Origin of the sequence: Collinsella aerofaciens (genome assembly GCF_039758815.1) — a bacterium.
Taxonomy (GTDB): Bacteria; Actinomycetota; Coriobacteriia; order Coriobacteriales; family Coriobacteriaceae; genus Collinsella; species Collinsella aerofaciens_BP.
On the sequence record NZ_JBDMSK010000003.1, the window covers coordinates 78,195 to 94,060 of the forward strand.

Sequence of the window (15,866 nt, forward strand, 5' to 3'; positions counted from 1 at the left end):
TTTGCCCCACTCATTCTGGGCGAGAGGTCAATAATTGAGTCCACGAGTTTTGAGCGATACTCTTCTCACTAAATCTCGATTTGTAACATCTTGGCCGCTAAAAGTGGGCTTGGTGTTACAGATTTAGATTTTCGATTCAGGTGTCTTCTGTTCGTCTCGATTTGTAACAGATAGAGCCCTATTTGCCGACTAGATGTTACAGATTGAGACAAACGGGCGCCGCTGAACAATTCGTCTCGATCCGTAACATCTGGAGCCGGAAACGGTCGATAGATGTTACAGATTGAGATAGTGAGGGGACGAGGCCGCAGCGGGTGAGCGGGCCTGCCCTTATCTCTTAATCACTCATAAAATCTTATATATAGAGACTTAGATTTATGTATAAGATCGTACAAAGCTGGCAACAATACTTCTCGAACAACGTGAAGCCGCCCCGTAGGGCGGCCGCCCCAAGAGAGGTGATTCCATGAGAATCGATAAGCTAGCAATGACGTCGCGCGAGGCGTTGCAGACCGCCATGAGCACGGCTGCCGACGCGCAGGCTGGCGCGGTGGAGCCGATTCATCTGCTGTCTGCCCTGCTCGGTGCCGGCGAGCGCAATATCTCCGTGATTATCGAGCACATCGGTGCCGACCCGGCTCAGCTCGCACGCTCCACACAGGACGCCATCGACCGCGCGCCCAAGGTTTCGGGCGAGGGCCAGCAGATGGGCCTGTCCAACGAGCTCGTTCGCGTCATCGAGAAGGCCGAGAAGAAGGCCACCAAGATGGGCGACAGCTTTGTGGTGACCGAGCATCTGCTGATGGCGCTTGCCGAGGACAAGGGCGAGGCGGGCCGTGTGCTGCGCGACGCCGGCGTCACCAAGGAGCGCATCGAGCAGGTCTACGAGGAGCTGCGCGGCGATGACCGCGTGACGTCCGCCGAGGACAAGACCCAGTTTGAGGCGCTGGAACAGTACGGCCGCAATATCTGCGACCTTGCCCGTGCCGGCAAGCTCGACCCGGTCATTGGCCGTACCGACGAGATCCGTCGCACCATTCAGGTCCTGTCCCGCCGCACCAAGAACAACCCCGTGCTCATCGGCGAGCCGGGTGTCGGCAAGACGGCCATCGTCGAGGGCATCGCCCAGCGTATCGTGGCCGGCGACGTGCCGAGTACCCTGCGCGACCGCGACCTTATCGAGCTCGACATGAGCGCGCTGGTCGCCGGCGCTAAGTACCGCGGCGAGTTCGAGGACCGCTTGAAGGCTGTGCTCAAGGAGGTACAGAAGTCCGAAGGCAAGGTCATCCTGTTCATCGATGAGCTCCACACCATCGTGGGCGCGGGTGCCACCGAGGGCTCCATGGACGCCGGTAATATCCTCAAGCCGGCGCTCGCCCGTGGCGACCTGCATGCGATCGGCGCGACCACACTCGACGAGTACCGCAAGTACATCGAGAAGGACGCGGCGCTCGCCCGTCGTTTCCAGACCGTTATGGTGAGCGAGCCTACCGTCGAGGACACCATCTCGATCCTGCGTGGCCTCAAGGAGAAGTACGAGATCTTCCACGGTGTGCACATCACCGATAGCGCGCTCGTGGCCGCCGCTGACCTCTCCGATCGCTATATCGCCGACCGCTTTCTGCCAGACAAGGCCATCGACCTGGTCGATGAGGCCGCAAGCCGCCTGCGCATGGAACTCGACAGCATGCCGGTCGAGATTGACGCCACCACGCGTCAGCTCACCCAGCTGCAGATCGAGGAGCAGGCGCTCATGAAGGAGACCGACGACGCCTCCAAGGAGCGTCTGGAGGCCCTGCGCCAAGAGATCGCCGAGGTCCAAGAAAAGCTCAACGTGCAAAAGGCCGGCTGGCTCAACCAGAAGAACGCCATCGACCACGTGCAGGAGCTTAAGGGACAGCTCGACGAGGCCAGAAGCGAAGAGGAGCGCGCGACGCGCAACGGCGACCTGGGCCGTGCGTCCGAGCTGCGCTACTCCGTGATTCCGGGTCTGCAGCAGCAGATTCAGGATTCCGAGGCTGCGCTCGAGGCACAAAAGCAGAAGGACGGCGAGGGTCTCAACGAGCAGGTGACCTCCGATGAGATCGCCGAGGTCGTGAGTGCCTGGACCGGCGTGCCCGTGTCCAAGATGATGCAGGGCGAGCTCGACAAGCTGAAGGGCCTGGAGGGTGAGCTGCATAAGCGCGTCATCGGCCAGGACGAGGCCGTCTCCGCCGTCGCCGCGGCTGTGCGCCGCAGCCGTGCGGGCCTCTCCGATCCGGACAAGCCCATCGGCAGCTTCTTCTTCCTGGGCCCCACCGGCGTGGGCAAGACCGAGCTCGCCAAGGCACTTGCCGAGTGCCTGTTCGACGACGAGCGCGCGCTCGTGCGTATCGACATGTCCGAGTACATGGAGAAGTTCAGCGTCCAGCGTCTGATCGGTGCGCCCCCGGGATACGTGGGTTACGACGAGGGCGGCCAGCTCACTGAGGCCGTGCGCCGTCGTCCGTACTCCGTGATCTTGCTCGACGAGATGGAGAAGGCCCATCCAGATGTCTTCAACGTGCTGCTGCAGGTGCTCGACGACGGCCGTCTGACCGATGGCCAGGGTCGCCAGGTGTCCTTCAAGAACACGATTATCATCATGACGTCCAACGTGGGCTCCAAGGCCATCGCCGATCTGTCCGGTAAGGACGAGGAGGAGATGCGCCATCAGGTCGACGCCGCCATGGCTCAGACCTTCCGCCCCGAGTTCCTCAACCGTATCGACGATATCGTGGTGTTCCATCCGCTCGGCATGGCGCAGATCGAGAAGATTGTCGACATCCAGCTTGCCGACGTTCGCGCACGCCTGGCCAAGGAGCGCATGACGCTTGCCATCACCCCGGCGGCCAAGCAGATGCTCGCCGTGGGTGGCCTGGACCCCGTGTTCGGCGCCCGTCCGCTCAAGCGCCTGGTCCAGCGCGAGGTCGTGGATGCCATTGCTGCCGCTATCATCGACGGCACGGTGCGCGAGGGCGATCAGGTGACGGTCGATGTCGACAAGGACGGCGGCTTTACCGTCGTGTGCGACAACACGCCGGCGGCCACCTACGAGGTCCCCGACGCCGAGTAGATTTTTGGGACATGCCTTAAAATCTGCCAGTCGTCTCTAAACGCCAAGGGCGGCGGATCCAATTGGGTCCGCCGCCCTTTTTCGTGCGACAATAGATGATGTTGAACGGATGCGATGCAAGGAGCTATGCAGATGAAAGACGAGATCAAGACGCACGCACCGGCGGCTGAGGCAGCGCCCGCCGCGCCGGTCGCACCGAAGGCTTCTCCCAAACCGGCGCCCAAGCCGCGCGACCCCTATATCCGTGCCGAGAACGAGGACGATGACGGTTACGACCCCTACAGCGACCGACGCCCCGAGCGCGAGCCGATGTTCGAAGCCGATCCGTGGCGCTAAGTGCCACCAATAAGTTGCGGTGAAATAGGGACTGTTTTGCGGTTTGACCAGCAAAAACAGTCCCTATTTCACCGCAACTGCGTTAGGGATTTTTCTACAGGGGGAGGGTAGTCAAAAAAGCCCCGTCCCAAATTGACTGCTCGGGGAGTCGCATTCGAGCTCGGTTGTCCTCTTAGCCACTCGATATCCTTCGGAGCAATAACGGTGATAAACTTGCTTAAGTGTTAATCAAGCTACACACAATCTTGCTCTCTAATTAATCAAGAATCGCTATAATTTTGATTAGCTAGAGAGCAAGATTGGAGAATCATGGCATTCAACGACTTGATCGCCCAGAAAATAAAGGACTTTGAACAGCAGGGGGTTCCGCAGGTCTTTGAGCGAGACCTTGATCTAGGAAACCCACAGGAGCCAAAGCGCGACAACATCGTAAATGTGATTGTGGGGGCCCGCCGTTGTGGAAAGACGTATCGCCTGTATCAGGAGATGCAGCGGCTTCAGTGCCGGGGCGTCAAGCTTGACCGGATGCTTTACTTCAATTTTGAGGATGAGCGCTTGCGCCCGTATGAGCCATCGCTGCTGGCGGACGTGCTCGACACGTTCTATGCGCTGTATCCTGTTGCTCGAATCGAGGGCGCTTACATTTTCTTTGACGAGATCCAAGAAATTCCCGAATGGGGTGCGTTTCTGCGTCGTGTAGTCGATACGGAGAAAGCGACCGTCTATGTGACGGGATCTTCTTCTAAGATGCTGTCCTCAGAGCTTAAGAGCGAGTTCAGGGGTCGTTCTCTTATACGGGAGCTTTTTCCGTTGAGTTTTTCGGAATACGTTCGATATAAGACGGGGAACGTTTTCGAGCCAGATGCGACCTTTTCCCCGAGCGATGCAGCGCTGCTTCGACATCATCTGATCGGGTATCTTGAACGAGGGGGATTCATCGCGACACTTGAGCAGACGCCTGCAGACGCGATTCAGCTGCTACAGGAATATGCTTCGCGAACGGTCGCCATGGACGTCGTTGAACGGTACGACGTCAAGAACCCTCGCCTGGCATCGCTGTTCTTGACGCGGTGTATGGCATCTTCGGGACGAGAGCTGTCAGTGAACAAAGTGTACAACGAGTTCAAGAGCAGACAGATACCCGTCAGTCGTAATTCGCTCAGCGATTTACTTGAGTATTATGAGGACGCCTACCTGTTATTTTCTGTGCCGGAGTTCACGCGTTCACTGGCAAATAACATGCGGTCTGCGTCTAAGGTCTACGCTGTCGACCCTGCGATGTTTGGAGCATTCTCTCCCGCATCGGCATTGGACCAGGGCCAGAGGCTCGAGACCGCAGTGTTCAATGCGCTAAGAAGAAGGACTCCCGCGGTGAGGACCGGCTCGGTCTGCCGCCTGCTAATCAAAGAGAAGAGCAAAAGCCATGAGGTAGACTTTGTGGCTGGGGACGCGCTTCTCATGCGGGCTTATAGCCTGATTCAGGTGAGTGCGGATATGGCAAGTGAGAAAACGCGCGAGCGCGAAATTGCCGCGCTTGATGCCTCGATGGCCCAGTTTGATCTTGGCGAGTCGGCAATCGTTACCATGGATGAACAGACCGATATTCCATGCGAGCACGGTGTGGTACACGTTATGCCCGCATGGAAGTGGCTCCTTGCCTAATCATCTATGGGCCTGTGGGGTCAGGACCTCCTGGCTCCTTCATCACGGTTGGGGAGCACCTTGCTGCGCCAGGCTAGTCCTGGGCTTTGATACTCGGCAGCAGGATCTGCGCGAGGTAGTCGGTTTCGAGCTTAGTGGCACCATCGGCCTTGCCGTCTTTACCCACCAGGTCGTTCTTGATCTGGCTATACGTATAGCGGTTGCCGGTCGTCAGCTCGACAAGCTCAATGGCCGTGTCCATGGGGTAGGTCGACACTGGATCCTGGGTGCGCCCGTTGATAGTCTGGGGCACCACGTACGGATAGACGGGGCCGCTGGCGTAGACGGTATAACCGTTGCCTAGATTGGCCGCGCCCAAAACCGTATCGCCTTCATCGGGCGTAAAGCTCTCGCCCTCGCGCACCGCAACGAGCGTCACGAGCGGCGTATTGGCGTCGTCGCCCAGATAGATGCATAGCGTGCTTCCGTTTTGCCAAGTTGCGACCTTGCCGTACCACTCGACGGGAATATCGAGCTGGTAGAGGTCGGTTGCCTTGTGGCGAGCGTCAGCATCACGGGACGCCTGTGCCTTTTGCGCGCTCACGGCATTGACGGCGGCGTCGCGCCGCGCGGTTGCTGCCTGCTGGAGCACTTTGGCAGCCGCGGCGGAGCTCGCACCGCCCTCCTCGGCATACTTGGCGGCGGCATCGATCTGGTCGTCAGTCACCGTGTCGGCCGAAGGCACCTTGAGCTTAAAGGTGGCCTGGGCACTTAAATCCTGTCCATCGCTCTTAACGGTGACCTGCGTCTTGGTGGTCGGGACGGTATAGATGGTGCCGTCGGCCGCGATGGGGGAGGCGGCGATGGAGAGCGTGTAATCGCCGGGCAGCAGTTTGATGCCGCGGCCGTGCTCGTCAACGTAGAGTGTTTCGCTCACAGAAGAGCCGTCGGAGTCCTGGCCACTCACCTGCACGGGGATCTTTGAGCCAGTGGAACAGTCGAGGCCCGCGGCCTGCACGCCAATCTGCACTGACATCATCGTGTGGGCATTGGCGGCGACAGTGGCAGCCTGCTCTTGCTGATATCCGTTCCAGGCAGCATAGCCTGCGCCGCCGGCGACGAGCGCGACGGCCACAACGCCGGCAACCATCAGGTTGCGGCGCTTGGGCGACATCTTGCGATGGCGAACCTCGGCCTCGCGTGCCGAGGGAACGGATGGTAGGGGAATATCGCCCATGGCGATGGTCTCGTCCACGGCTGGTGCGGAACCCAGGCCAGGAAGCTCGCGGGTCAGCGAATCCTCGGCCGGTAAGCTGTCGAGCAAGACGGTTTCCTCGCCCGTGTCGGATTCGGGCTGGTTGCCGGCCTCGCTTTCGGTGTCTTCGTGATCTGCCTCATCCTCGGCAGGCTCAACGTCGCCTGCATCCTGATCATCGGATTGCGCCTCGGTTTCCGGCTCATCCTGCACATCAACGCCCGAATCGTCAAACGCAATCTCATCGAGTGAAATCCGGTCTAAGCTCTCCAAGGCCTCAGCGCAAGCTTCTGCATCTTGGGCCGCATCCTCTTGGCCCATCGTCTCATCTTTCATATATCCCCCAAGCTCAATATCGGGACAACACTGTACCCAAAAATGGAGCCATATAAAGCGCGTGCGAAATATAAGATCCGATTTAACTCGAGCGCATCGTTCGGCCGCATCCTCGCGGCGGCAAAAGGCCCCCGGAACGCGAACGAATCACATTCCGGGGGCTCTACAATGCGTTGAGTTGCGCGGAGCCGGCTATGCTGCTTCGTGCTCAAGCGATGTCTGCGCCAGGCGCGTTACTCGGCGTGTGCGTAATCCACCTTGGCGCGGCGAGCGGTAGCCTTCTCCCAATCGCTGGTGCCCTCAAAGACATCCTGCTTGTAGGGATTGCGGCCGAGCTTTTTGGCGCGGTAGGCGATGTAGATGATCGCGGCGACGTTGGCGATCAGTGCGGCGATCGAGACCGCGGTAGCGGCGCCGGGGTCGAGCGTGGAGTGGGTCACAAAGACGGACTCCTCCTGGAAGTACGGGAACACCTGGGCAAACATGCACCAAATGGCCAGCGTAAAGGCGCGGTTCTGGATCCAGCCGCCCTTGTTCCAGATAAAGGCGGCGACGGTGGGCGCCAACAGCAGCGCAAAGCCGCAGAACCAGGAATGGGTGGGCAGGCAGTTGTAGGTGTAGCAGAAGTTCCAGATGTCGTAGGCGATGATGTAGACCCAGGTCATGTCGGGCCACAGCATGTCGGTTTGATCCTCGGAGGCGTAGACGCTCCACCAACCGGTCATGCAGAAGATGTTGATGATACCGGCGATGCCGTTGAACACGTTGTTCCAGCCGGCCAGCTGCGTAGCACCTTCGGAGGTGACCCAGGTGGACTCGCCCAGGACAAAGAAGTGGTAGGCGCTCTCGAAGTCGGACACGACGGCAATCATGATGTTGATGGCGACGATCACAAACGGCCACGCACGGAACCAATGCGCCTTGCCGATCTTTCCCCACTGGTACTTAATGGCAATGAAGCCCCAGCAACCGGCCAGCGCAGCGTATACCTTGGCGTAGTGGAACCAGCTGTTCTGGTACACATGGGTGGGGTTGGTGAGCGCCCACTCGGCACCCTGCGAAACGCCCACGGCGATGGCGACGCAGTAGATGGTCATGGCCAGCGGAGCCACGCCAAAGATGATTGCCGCGCCCAGCTTAGTGCGGCGGCCGACCTCGTTGAGCACGATCAGGCCAATAAAGACCATGGCCCAGCCGGCCCAGTGGATAAGGGTATCGCTACCCCAAACATCGAACAGCATGCTGCTCTCCTTTCACACGCCCGCGGCCCCTCTTCTGATCGCGGGCAGTTTGGCCAAATGTCGTCAGTTCTGGGGCTTGCGCTCCGGATACTTGGCGGTATAGCCCTCGATGTGGAGTGTCGAGGCGATGATTTCCTTGACCGTTTCGTCGGGCACATCGGGGTGCGTGCGGATATACATCAAAAGACCCATGATGAGGGTGTAGAACGTCTCGTAGACATGGTCGATGCGTAGCTCATGATGGGCGACAAAATCCACTACGGTGGTGTCGCAGATATACTGCGCCACGCGCTGGACCACGTTGTGCAAAAAGCCGCCGTAGAGCGCGCCGCTGCTCGAGGTAAGCGTGCTCGGCAGCTCGTGGCCGCTGGCGACCAGGCGCTTAAAGAGCGGGGCGACGGTGTCGAGCGCGCCCTCGATATCACCGACGGTGCGGTCGGCGTTCCACCGCTCGAGTTCGGAGATAAAGCCGTCGATCGCCTCGTCCATAACAGCGGTGACGGCGGCGTCCATGTCGGCGAAGTAATGGTAGAACAATGAACGCGTGCAGCCGGCTCGCTTGGTCACGGCCGATACCGATAGGTGGGACACGCCCAGCTCGGAGCTTACGGTGCGCACGGCATCGAGGATCTCGCGACGGCGTTCGTCGCCCGTCAGGCGCTTTGCCGCGCTATCGGATGCGGGGACGGCATCGACCACAGAGGTACCTGCTGTGTTGTTGCCCATGTTTTGCCGCCTTTCATCCTCTTTTGCCTGACCGTTCGCCTAACAGTCTTGAATATTGTTGACGGTTCGTCAATACTATTTTTGACACAATGTCAACAATGGCGGGTGAACGGCATGGGGCATGCCCGGCCTGCAAAAAAAGAGGGGCGCTGCGGCCTCGTCGGGCTGTGGCAAGAGAAGGGACAACCATGATTCTCAACGGACCGGGGATTAGCTACACCGAGCCCGACATCGGTTCGGAGTTCGTGCCGCCGCTGCCGGAGCATCCGCGCGAGGCCATCGTCAAGCTGTGCGAGCACTGCACCAACCGTCTGCTGCATCGCGACGAGCTGTTGGGCTACGAGTACTGGTCGTTTGCCGAGGCCGCGACCGACGAGCAGGCCGAAGTGCTCTGCAAGATGAAGATGCGCCGTCCCTATACGCTGCCCGAGATGGCCAAGCTCACCGGCATGCCCGAGGCCGATATCGAGAAGATGCTCGACGACATGAGCTACACGGGTCTGCTCGAGTACAACTGGGAAAACCCCGAGCGCGCCAAGCAGTGGGTGCTGCCCATGCTGGTGCCGGGCTCTGCCGAGTTCCTCAACATGCGCGTGAGCCAGCTCGAAGAGCACCCGGTCTACGCCAAGTTCTTTGAGCAGGCATCCAAAGGCCCGCTGTCCAAGGCTACGCCGATGGTGCCGCCCGGAGGCGCCGGCATCGGCATGCACGTCATTCCGGTCGAGAAGGCCATCGACGCCGCGAGCACCTCGGTGCCTATTGAGCATATCGAGCACTGGCTCGACAAATATGATGGCAAATATGCCGCTAGCACCTGCAGCTGCCGCGCAAGCCGTCGCGTGATGCGCGAGGGCTGCGCCGACGACCCGGCCGATTGGTGCATCGCCGTGGGCGATATGGCCGACTACGTGGTCGAGACCGATCGTGGCCATTACGTGACCCGCGACGAGGTTTACGACATCCTGCGCCAGGCCGAGGACAACGGCTTTGTGCACCAGATCACCAACATCGACGGCGAGAACAAGATCTTCGCCATCTGCAACTGCAACGTCAACGTGTGCTACGCCCTGCGCACCTCGCAGCTGTTCAACACGCCCAACCTGTCGCGCTCGGCCTATGTCGCCAAGGTCGAGAAGGATAAGTGCGTGGCCTGCGGTCGCTGCGTTGAGGTGTGTCCGGCCGGCGCCGCCAAGCTGGGCCAAAAGCTCTGCAGCAAGAAGGCGGGCGGACAGGTGCCCGAGTATCCGCGCCAGGAGTTGCCCGATGCCACCAAGTGGGACCACACCAGGTGGTCGCCCAACTACCGCAACGACAACCGCATCGAGACGCACGAGTCCGGCACCGCGCCCTGCAAGACGGCCTGCCCCGCGCACGTTGCCGTTCAGGGCTATCTGAAGCTCGCGGCGCAGGGCCGCTATGACGAGGCCCTAGCACTCATTAAGCGCGAGAACCCTCTGCCCGCTATCTGCGGCCGTGTGTGCAATCGCCGCTGCGAGGATGCCTGCACCCGCGGCCGTGTGGACGCCGCCGTGGCCATCGACGAGGTCAAGAAGTTCATCGCCCAGCGCGATCTGGATGCCGCGACCCGCTATGTCCCGCCCGTGGTGACGCCGACGCGCGCTGGCGGCTTCGACCAGAAGATCGCCATTATCGGTGCCGGTCCGGCCGGCCTGTCCTGCGCTTTCTACCTGGCCGAGAAGGGCTACAAGCCCGTCGTGTTCGAGAAGAACGAGCGCCCGGGCGGCATGCTTACCTACGGCATTCCCAGCTTTAAGCTGCAGAAGGACGTTATCGAGGCCGAGGTCGAGGTTATTCGCCTGATGGGTGCCGAGTTCCGCTATGGCGTGGAGGTCGGTCGCGATGTGACGCTCGATGAGCTGCGCGAGCAGGGCTTTAAGGCCTTTTATGTTGCCATCGGCTGCCAGGGCGGCCGCCTTGCCGGTATTCCGGGCGAGGATGCCGAGGACGTGACCGTGGCCGTCGACTTCTTGCGCGAGGTCAACAGCGGCAAGATCGACGCGCTGCCCGGCCGCACCATCGTGGTGGGCGGCGGCAACGTGGCCATCGACGTGGCCCGCAACGCCTGCCGTCTGGGCTCCGAGCACGTCGAGATGTTCTGCCTGGAGAGCGAGGCCCAGATGCCCGCCAGCGAGGAAGAGCGTCGCGAGGCCATCGAGGACGGCGCGCACATCAGCTGTGGTTGGGGTCCCAAGGAGGTTCACCTGGACGAGTCCGGTCGCGTATGTGGCATCACCTTTAAGCGCTGCACGCGCGTCTTTGACGACGAGGGCCGTTTTGCGCCCGAGTACGATGAGAACGATCTGCGTCGTGTCGATGCCGACCGCGTGGTCATGTCGATTGGCCAGTCCATTGTGTGGGGCGACCTGCTGGCTGGCTCCAAAGTGGAGCTTGGTCGTGGCCAGGGTGCCCTTGCCGATCCCCAGACCTACCAGACCGCCGAGCCCGACATCTTTGTGGGCGGCGACGTCTACACCGGTCCGAGCTTTGCCATCGACGCCATCGCTGCCGGTCACGAGGCCGCCGTGTCCATCCACCGCTTTGTGCAGCCGGGCTCCACGCTCACCATCGGCCGCAACCAGCGCCGCTACACCGCGCTCGACCGCGACGACGTTGTGCTCGAGGGCTACGACAACGCGAGCCGCGAGGTTGCCCACGTTGACCGCGAGCGCGAGAAGGCCGCGCCGTTTAGCGAGTACGTCGAGACCTTTACCGCAGAGCAGGTGCGCGCCGAGACCGCCCGTTGCCTGGGTTGCGGTGCCTCGATCGTCGACCCCAACAAGTGCATCGGCTGCGGCCTGTGCACCACCAAGTGCGCGTTCGACGCCATCCATCTGGATCGCGACCGCCCCGAGTGCTCAACGATGGTCAAATACGAGCAAAAGCTCCCAAGCCTCGGCAAGTACGCGCTCAAGCGTGCCATCAAGATTAAGTTCGGTCGCAAGTAAGTAGTCATAACGGGAACGGCGGAGGAAAAAGTGCACGAGCTCGGAATCGTTTACCACATCATTCGCGATGTCGAGAATGTGGCGCGCGCTCATGGCGTGCGTCGCGTTTCGAGCGTGACGTTGCTGCTGGGCGAGGTCTCGGGCGTCGTTCCCGACTTGCTACTCGACGCTTGGCGCTGGGCGGCAGATAAAAAGTCCATCACCGAGGGTGCGGAGCTTATTGTGGAGCCTGTCGAGGCCGTGACGCATTGCGAGGCGTGCGGCTGCGACTACGCGACGGTCGAGCACGGCAAGACCTGCCCCCATTGCGGCAGCGGCGAGACATACCTGCTGCAGGGCCAGGAGGTCATGATCAAGCAGATCGAGACCCCCGACGAGGACCCGGCAGATGCTGCTCCTGACGGCCTCTCCGACGCCCCCGACGCCGTCGACGCCGCCAACCCCCTCCGCATCGTCTAGGACCCCCTATAAGTTGCGGTGAAATAGTTCCTAAATCCAGCCTTCTGGCTCTTAAACAAGAACTATTCCACCGCAACTATTTTGAGTGGTTTCGTAGAACATAAGTCACGATAATAGTCAAGTCATGTCTGTTTAAACAAAATAGCGGCAGTACAAGCGCATTCGCGCTTGCCTAAAATCGATATTAATGAACAGCCTGCTTGTATCTGTAAAATGCATGGCTTGATGAGCGACGCCTTGTCGTGTAATGAGTCAAAAAGCAGTAACGTAATCAACTTGTAACAAACCTAGACGTTTAAACAAATAATCCAACCTTTTGCGGATTTAGCTATAATTCCACAAACCAAACAGCTATACTCCTTTCATGTCGTGTAGGAAATACGTAGACAAAAAGGAGGTTATGTGATGGTAAGTATTGTTCTTGCTAGCCACGGGGACTTGGCAGCTGGAATCAAGCAGACGGGCTCGATGGTCTTTGGCGATCAGCCGTCTGTTGCCGTGGTCTCGCTCGAGCCGAGCATGGGCCCCGACGACTTCCGTGCCAAGGTCGAGGAAGCAATCGCTTCCTTCGAAGACCAGGAGCAGGTGCTCTTCCTCGTTGATCTGTGGGGCGGCACGCCGTTCAACCAGATCAGCGGGCTCATCGAGGGCCACGATTCCTGGGCTATCGTCACCGGTGTCAACCTGCCTATGCTCATCGAGGCATATTCGCAGCGCTTTGACGCAAAGAACACTGCACATGCGATCGCAAAACATCTCGTGACTGAGGCTAAGGCTGGCGTGCGTGTCAAGCCCGAGTCTCTGGAGCCCGAGGAGAAGAAGCCGGCTGCGGCCGCCGCTGCTCCTGCAGGCGCCATCCCTCCGGGAACGGTCATCGGCGATGGGCACATCAAGATCGCCCACGTCCGTATCGACACCCGTCTGCTTCATGGTCAGGTGGCCACCACGTGGACCAAGCAGATCAACCCCAACCGCATCATCGTGGTTTCCGACGGCGTTGCTCACGACGAGCTCCGCAAGACCATGATCGAGCAGGCTGCCCCTCCGGGAGTCCATGCCAACGTCGTGCCCATCAAGAAGATGGCTGAGGTCGTCAAGGACACGCGTTTTGGTGACACCAAGGCCATGCTGCTCTTCGAGAACCCGCAGGATCTGCTCAAGGCCATCGAGGCCGGCGTCGACATCAAGGAAGTCAACATCGGTTCCATGGCTCACTCCAAGGGCAAGGTCGTCGTCACCAACGCCGTCGCTATGGGCGATGACGACGTTAAGACCCTCGAGGCCCTCAAGGCCAAGGGCGTCAAGTTCGAGGTCCGCAAGGTTCCTTCGGATGCCTCCGAGGATCTCGACGCCATGTTGAAGAAAGCTAAGGCCGAACTGGCCGCTCAAGCATAGTAAAGGAGGGTCCGATACATGTCTGCAATCACTATTCTGCTTGTTGCGATTGTCGCGTTGCTTGCCGGTATGGAAGGCATTCTGGATGAGTTCCAGTTCCATCAGCCGCTCGTGGCATGCACGCTTATCGGTCTCGTAACCGGTCACCTTCAGGAGGGCATCCTCCTGGGCGGTTCGCTCCAGATGATGGCCCTTGGCTGGGCTAACGTCGGCGCCGCCGTCGCGCCTGACGCCGCTCTGGCCTCGGTCGCTTCTTCGATCATCATGGTGCTCGCCCTCAACGGCGGCGCCACTGATTCGGCCAAGGCCGTTACCGCGGCCATCGCCGTCGCCGTCCCGCTGTCGGTCGCTGGTCTGTTCCTGACCATGATCTGCCGTACCATTGCTACCGCTATCGCTCACGCCATGGACGGTTGCGCCGAGAAGGGCGACTTCTCCGGCATCGAGCGCTGGCAGTACGCTGCCATCCTCATGCAGGGCCTTCGTATCGCCATCCCGGCAGTACTTCTGTGCGTCATCCCGGCCGAGGCTGTTACCAACGCGCTTAACGCTATGCCCGACTGGCTGTCCGGCGGCATGGCCGTCGGCGGCGGCATGGTCGCTTCCGTCGGTTACGCCATGGTCATCAACATGATGGCCACCAAGGAGACCTGGCCGTTCTTTATCCTCGGCTTTGTCCTTGCTGCCATCCCTCAGCTCACGCTGATCGCCCTTGGCCTCATCGGCATCTCCCTTGCCCTCATCTACCTTGGCCTTAAGGATCTGTCCAAGCAGGGTGGCGGCATGGGCGGTGGCTCCGGCGACCCGCTCGGCGACATTCTGAACGATTACGAGTAGGAGGGGAGTGATACATATGGCAGAGAACAAGATTCAGCTCACCAAGGCTGACCGTAAGAAGGTTTGCTTCCGTCATCAGTTCCTTCAGGGCTCGTGGAACTACGAGCGTATGCAGAACGGCGGCTGGTGCTTCGCAATGATCCCTGCGATCAAGAAGCTCTACACCAGCAAGGATGACCAGATTGCCGCTCTTAAGCGCCACCTGGAGTTCTATAACACCCACCCCTATGTTTCCGCCCCCGTCATTGGCGTTACCCTCGCCCTCGAGGAGGAGCGCGCCAACGGTGCTCCGATCGATGACGTCGCCATCCAGGGCGTCAAGGTCGGTATGATGGGCCCGCTCGCCGGCGTCGGTGACCCCGTCTTCTGGTTCACCCTTCGCCCGATTCTGGGCGCTCTGGGCGCTTCCCTGGCCATGTCCGGCAGCATCGTCGGTCCGCTGCTGTTCTTCTTCGCGTGGAACATCATCCGTTACGCTTTCCTGTGGTACACACAGGAGTTTGGCTACAAGGTCGGCTCCTCTATCGCCAAGGACCTCTCCGGCGGTCTGATGGGCAAGGTCACCGAGGGCGCTTCCATCCTGGGTATGTTCATCATCGGCGCCCTGGTCGAGCGCTGGGTGTCCATTTCCTTCACCCCGATCGTCTCCACGGTCAAGCAGTCTGCTGGCGCCTTTATCGACTGGGCTAGCCTGCCCTCCGGTTCCGAGGGTATCAAGGAAGCGCTGACGATGTACAACTCCGTCGGTGCTACCGCCCTTGATCAGATGAAGGTCACCACGCTTCAGGCCAACCTCGATCAGCTTATCCCCGGCCTTGCCGCCGTGTGCCTGACCCTGCTGGTCTGCAAGCTCCTCAAGAAGAAGGTCAGCCCGATTGTCATCATCCTGGCTCTCTTCGCCGTCGGCATCATCGGTCGCTTCTGCGGCTTCATGTAAGCACGCTTCGGCTTAAGACCGAGAATTGCTAGGCAAGGGCTTTTGAGCCATTGAAACGGACCGCACCCGGTGGGTACACTGGATGCGGTCCGATTGTTTTATTTGGAGGGCGAGGCGCGCATGGCGCAATCTCAGAACAGCACGGTCGATCTGGCAACGCCGGCAACCTGCCTGATGGGGCTTACCAGCCACGGCAACGTGATGGTGGGCAATAAGGCGTTCGAGTATTACAACGAGCGCAATCCCGAGGATTATATTCAAATCCCGTGGGATGAGGTCGACTATATTGCCGCCGAGGTTTTACGCGGCACCAAGAAGATCACGCGTTTTGCCATCTTCACCAAGGACAACGGTCACTTTACGTTTTCGACGCGCGACGACAAAGAGACGCTTCGTGCTGTCCGCAAGTACGTCGACGAGGATAAGCTTGTGCGTTCGCCCGACTTTATCGATGTGACGGCCAAGGGCGCCAAGAGCATCCCCTCCGTTATCAAAAACCTCTTCCACAAAGGTAACTAGCTCCTCATAAGTTGCGGTGAAATAGTTCCTAAATACGGCTTTAGATGCTTCAGACAGGAACTATTCCACCGCAACTTCGAAGTCTAGTCATGCGACGTATTGCGATGCAGTAAATCTGCTACAC

The 15,866-nt window shown here is 59.9% G+C and carries 12 protein-coding genes; 9 read left to right on the forward strand and 3 right to left on the reverse strand.

The annotated features are described in order from the left end of the window. Positions 1-466: 466 nt before the first annotated feature. The 3 genes from clpB to ABHT90_RS03400 all read left to right on the forward strand — a co-directional run bounded on the left by clpB (position 467) and on the right by ABHT90_RS03400 (position 5,092). A complete protein-coding gene (clpB, locus tag ABHT90_RS03390) occupies positions 467-3,094 on the forward strand; it encodes an ATP-dependent chaperone ClpB (protein ID WP_346981620.1) in 2,628 nt (875 codons plus the stop codon). Between the two features lie 132 nt (positions 3,095-3,226). Continuing rightward, positions 3,227-3,430 carry a hypothetical protein gene (locus tag ABHT90_RS03395; protein ID WP_346981622.1) on the forward strand — a complete coding sequence of 68 codons (204 nt, stop codon included), beginning with the start codon at positions 3,227-3,229 and terminating at the stop codon, positions 3,428-3,430. A 309-nt stretch (positions 3,431-3,739) separates the two neighbouring features. Then, on the forward strand, positions 3,740-5,092 hold the full coding sequence (locus ABHT90_RS03400; protein WP_346981623.1) for an ATP-binding protein: 1,353 nt from the start codon (positions 3,740-3,742) through the stop codon (positions 5,090-5,092). 73 nt (positions 5,093-5,165) lie between these two features. On the opposite strand, the gene ABHT90_RS03405 is transcribed toward ABHT90_RS03400, so the two are convergent. The 3 genes from ABHT90_RS03405 to ABHT90_RS03415 form a co-directional block, all read right to left on the reverse strand. Continuing rightward, positions 5,166-6,662, reverse strand: coding sequence for a hypothetical protein (locus ABHT90_RS03405; protein ID WP_346981624.1), 1,497 nt, complete (start codon positions 6,660-6,662; stop codon positions 5,166-5,168). Between the two features lie 233 nt (positions 6,663-6,895). Next, positions 6,896-7,903, reverse strand: coding sequence for a DUF5692 family protein (locus tag ABHT90_RS03410; RefSeq protein WP_346981625.1), 1,008 nt, complete (start codon positions 7,901-7,903; stop codon positions 6,896-6,898). Positions 7,904-7,966: 63 nt separating this feature from the next. Continuing rightward, entirely contained in the window at positions 7,967-8,629 is a 663-nt protein-coding gene (locus tag ABHT90_RS03415) for a TetR/AcrR family transcriptional regulator (RefSeq protein WP_138340865.1), read from the reverse strand. 188 nt (positions 8,630-8,817) lie between these two features. On the opposite strand from ABHT90_RS03415, the gene ABHT90_RS03420 reads away from it, so the two are divergent. The 6 genes from ABHT90_RS03420 (at position 8,818) to ABHT90_RS03445 (ending at position 15,742) form a co-directional block, all read left to right on the forward strand. Then, entirely contained in the window at positions 8,818-11,595 is a 2,778-nt protein-coding gene (locus ABHT90_RS03420) for an FAD-dependent oxidoreductase (protein WP_346981627.1), read from the forward strand. A gap of 30 nt (positions 11,596-11,625) precedes the next feature. Next, positions 11,626-12,054: a hydrogenase maturation nickel metallochaperone HypA/HybF gene (locus ABHT90_RS03425; protein WP_346981628.1), complete on the forward strand. Its 429-nt coding sequence runs from the start codon at positions 11,626-11,628 to the stop codon at positions 12,052-12,054. A gap of 405 nt (positions 12,055-12,459) precedes the next feature. After that, positions 12,460-13,449 (forward strand): PTS sugar transporter subunit IIB, encoded by a 990-nt coding sequence (locus tag ABHT90_RS03430; RefSeq protein WP_055250789.1) that lies wholly within the window; start codon positions 12,460-12,462, stop codon positions 13,447-13,449. Positions 13,450-13,467: 18 nt separating this feature from the next. Continuing rightward, positions 13,468-14,286, forward strand: a complete 819-nt coding sequence (locus ABHT90_RS03435) for a PTS mannose/fructose/sorbose transporter subunit IIC (protein ID WP_346981630.1) — start codon at positions 13,468-13,470, stop codon at positions 14,284-14,286. A 16-nt stretch (positions 14,287-14,302) separates the two neighbouring features. Continuing rightward, the gene (locus ABHT90_RS03440; RefSeq protein WP_055310058.1) at positions 14,303-15,223 is read left to right on the forward strand and encodes a PTS system mannose/fructose/sorbose family transporter subunit IID; all 921 of its coding nucleotides are present in this window, start codon (positions 14,303-14,305) and stop codon (positions 15,221-15,223) included. Between the two features lie 120 nt (positions 15,224-15,343). Beyond that, positions 15,344-15,742, forward strand: coding sequence for a DUF956 family protein (locus ABHT90_RS03445; protein ID WP_006235193.1), 399 nt, complete (start codon positions 15,344-15,346; stop codon positions 15,740-15,742). Positions 15,743-15,866 lie beyond the last annotated feature (124 nt).

Excerpts from the sequence above, each read along its gene's own strand:
- ABHT90_RS03400 (WP_346981623.1), top strand. The coding sequence starts at position 3,740 with ATGGCATTCAACGACTTGATCGCCCAGAAAATAAAGGACTTTGAACAG.
- ABHT90_RS03440 (WP_055310058.1), top strand. The coding sequence starts at position 14,303 with ATGGCAGAGAACAAGATTCAGCTCACCAAGGCTGACCGTAAGAAGGTT.
- ABHT90_RS03410 (WP_346981625.1), bottom strand. The coding sequence starts at position 7,903 with ATGCTGTTCGATGTTTGGGGTAGCGATACCCTTATCCACTGGGCCGGC.
- ABHT90_RS03420 (WP_346981627.1), top strand. The coding sequence starts at position 8,818 with ATGATTCTCAACGGACCGGGGATTAGCTACACCGAGCCCGACATCGGT.
- ABHT90_RS03415 (WP_138340865.1), bottom strand. The coding sequence starts at position 8,629 with ATGGGCAACAACACAGCAGGTACCTCTGTGGTCGATGCCGTCCCCGCA.
- ABHT90_RS03405 (WP_346981624.1), bottom strand. The coding sequence starts at position 6,662 with ATGAAAGATGAGACGATGGGCCAAGAGGATGCGGCCCAAGATGCAGAA.
- ABHT90_RS03395 (WP_346981622.1), top strand. The coding sequence starts at position 3,227 with ATGAAAGACGAGATCAAGACGCACGCACCGGCGGCTGAGGCAGCGCCC.
- clpB (WP_346981620.1), top strand. The coding sequence starts at position 467 with ATGAGAATCGATAAGCTAGCAATGACGTCGCGCGAGGCGTTGCAGACC.
- ABHT90_RS03435 (WP_346981630.1), top strand. The coding sequence starts at position 13,468 with ATGTCTGCAATCACTATTCTGCTTGTTGCGATTGTCGCGTTGCTTGCC.
- ABHT90_RS03445 (WP_006235193.1), top strand. The coding sequence starts at position 15,344 with ATGGCGCAATCTCAGAACAGCACGGTCGATCTGGCAACGCCGGCAACC.
- ABHT90_RS03430 (WP_055250789.1), top strand. The coding sequence starts at position 12,460 with ATGGTAAGTATTGTTCTTGCTAGCCACGGGGACTTGGCAGCTGGAATC.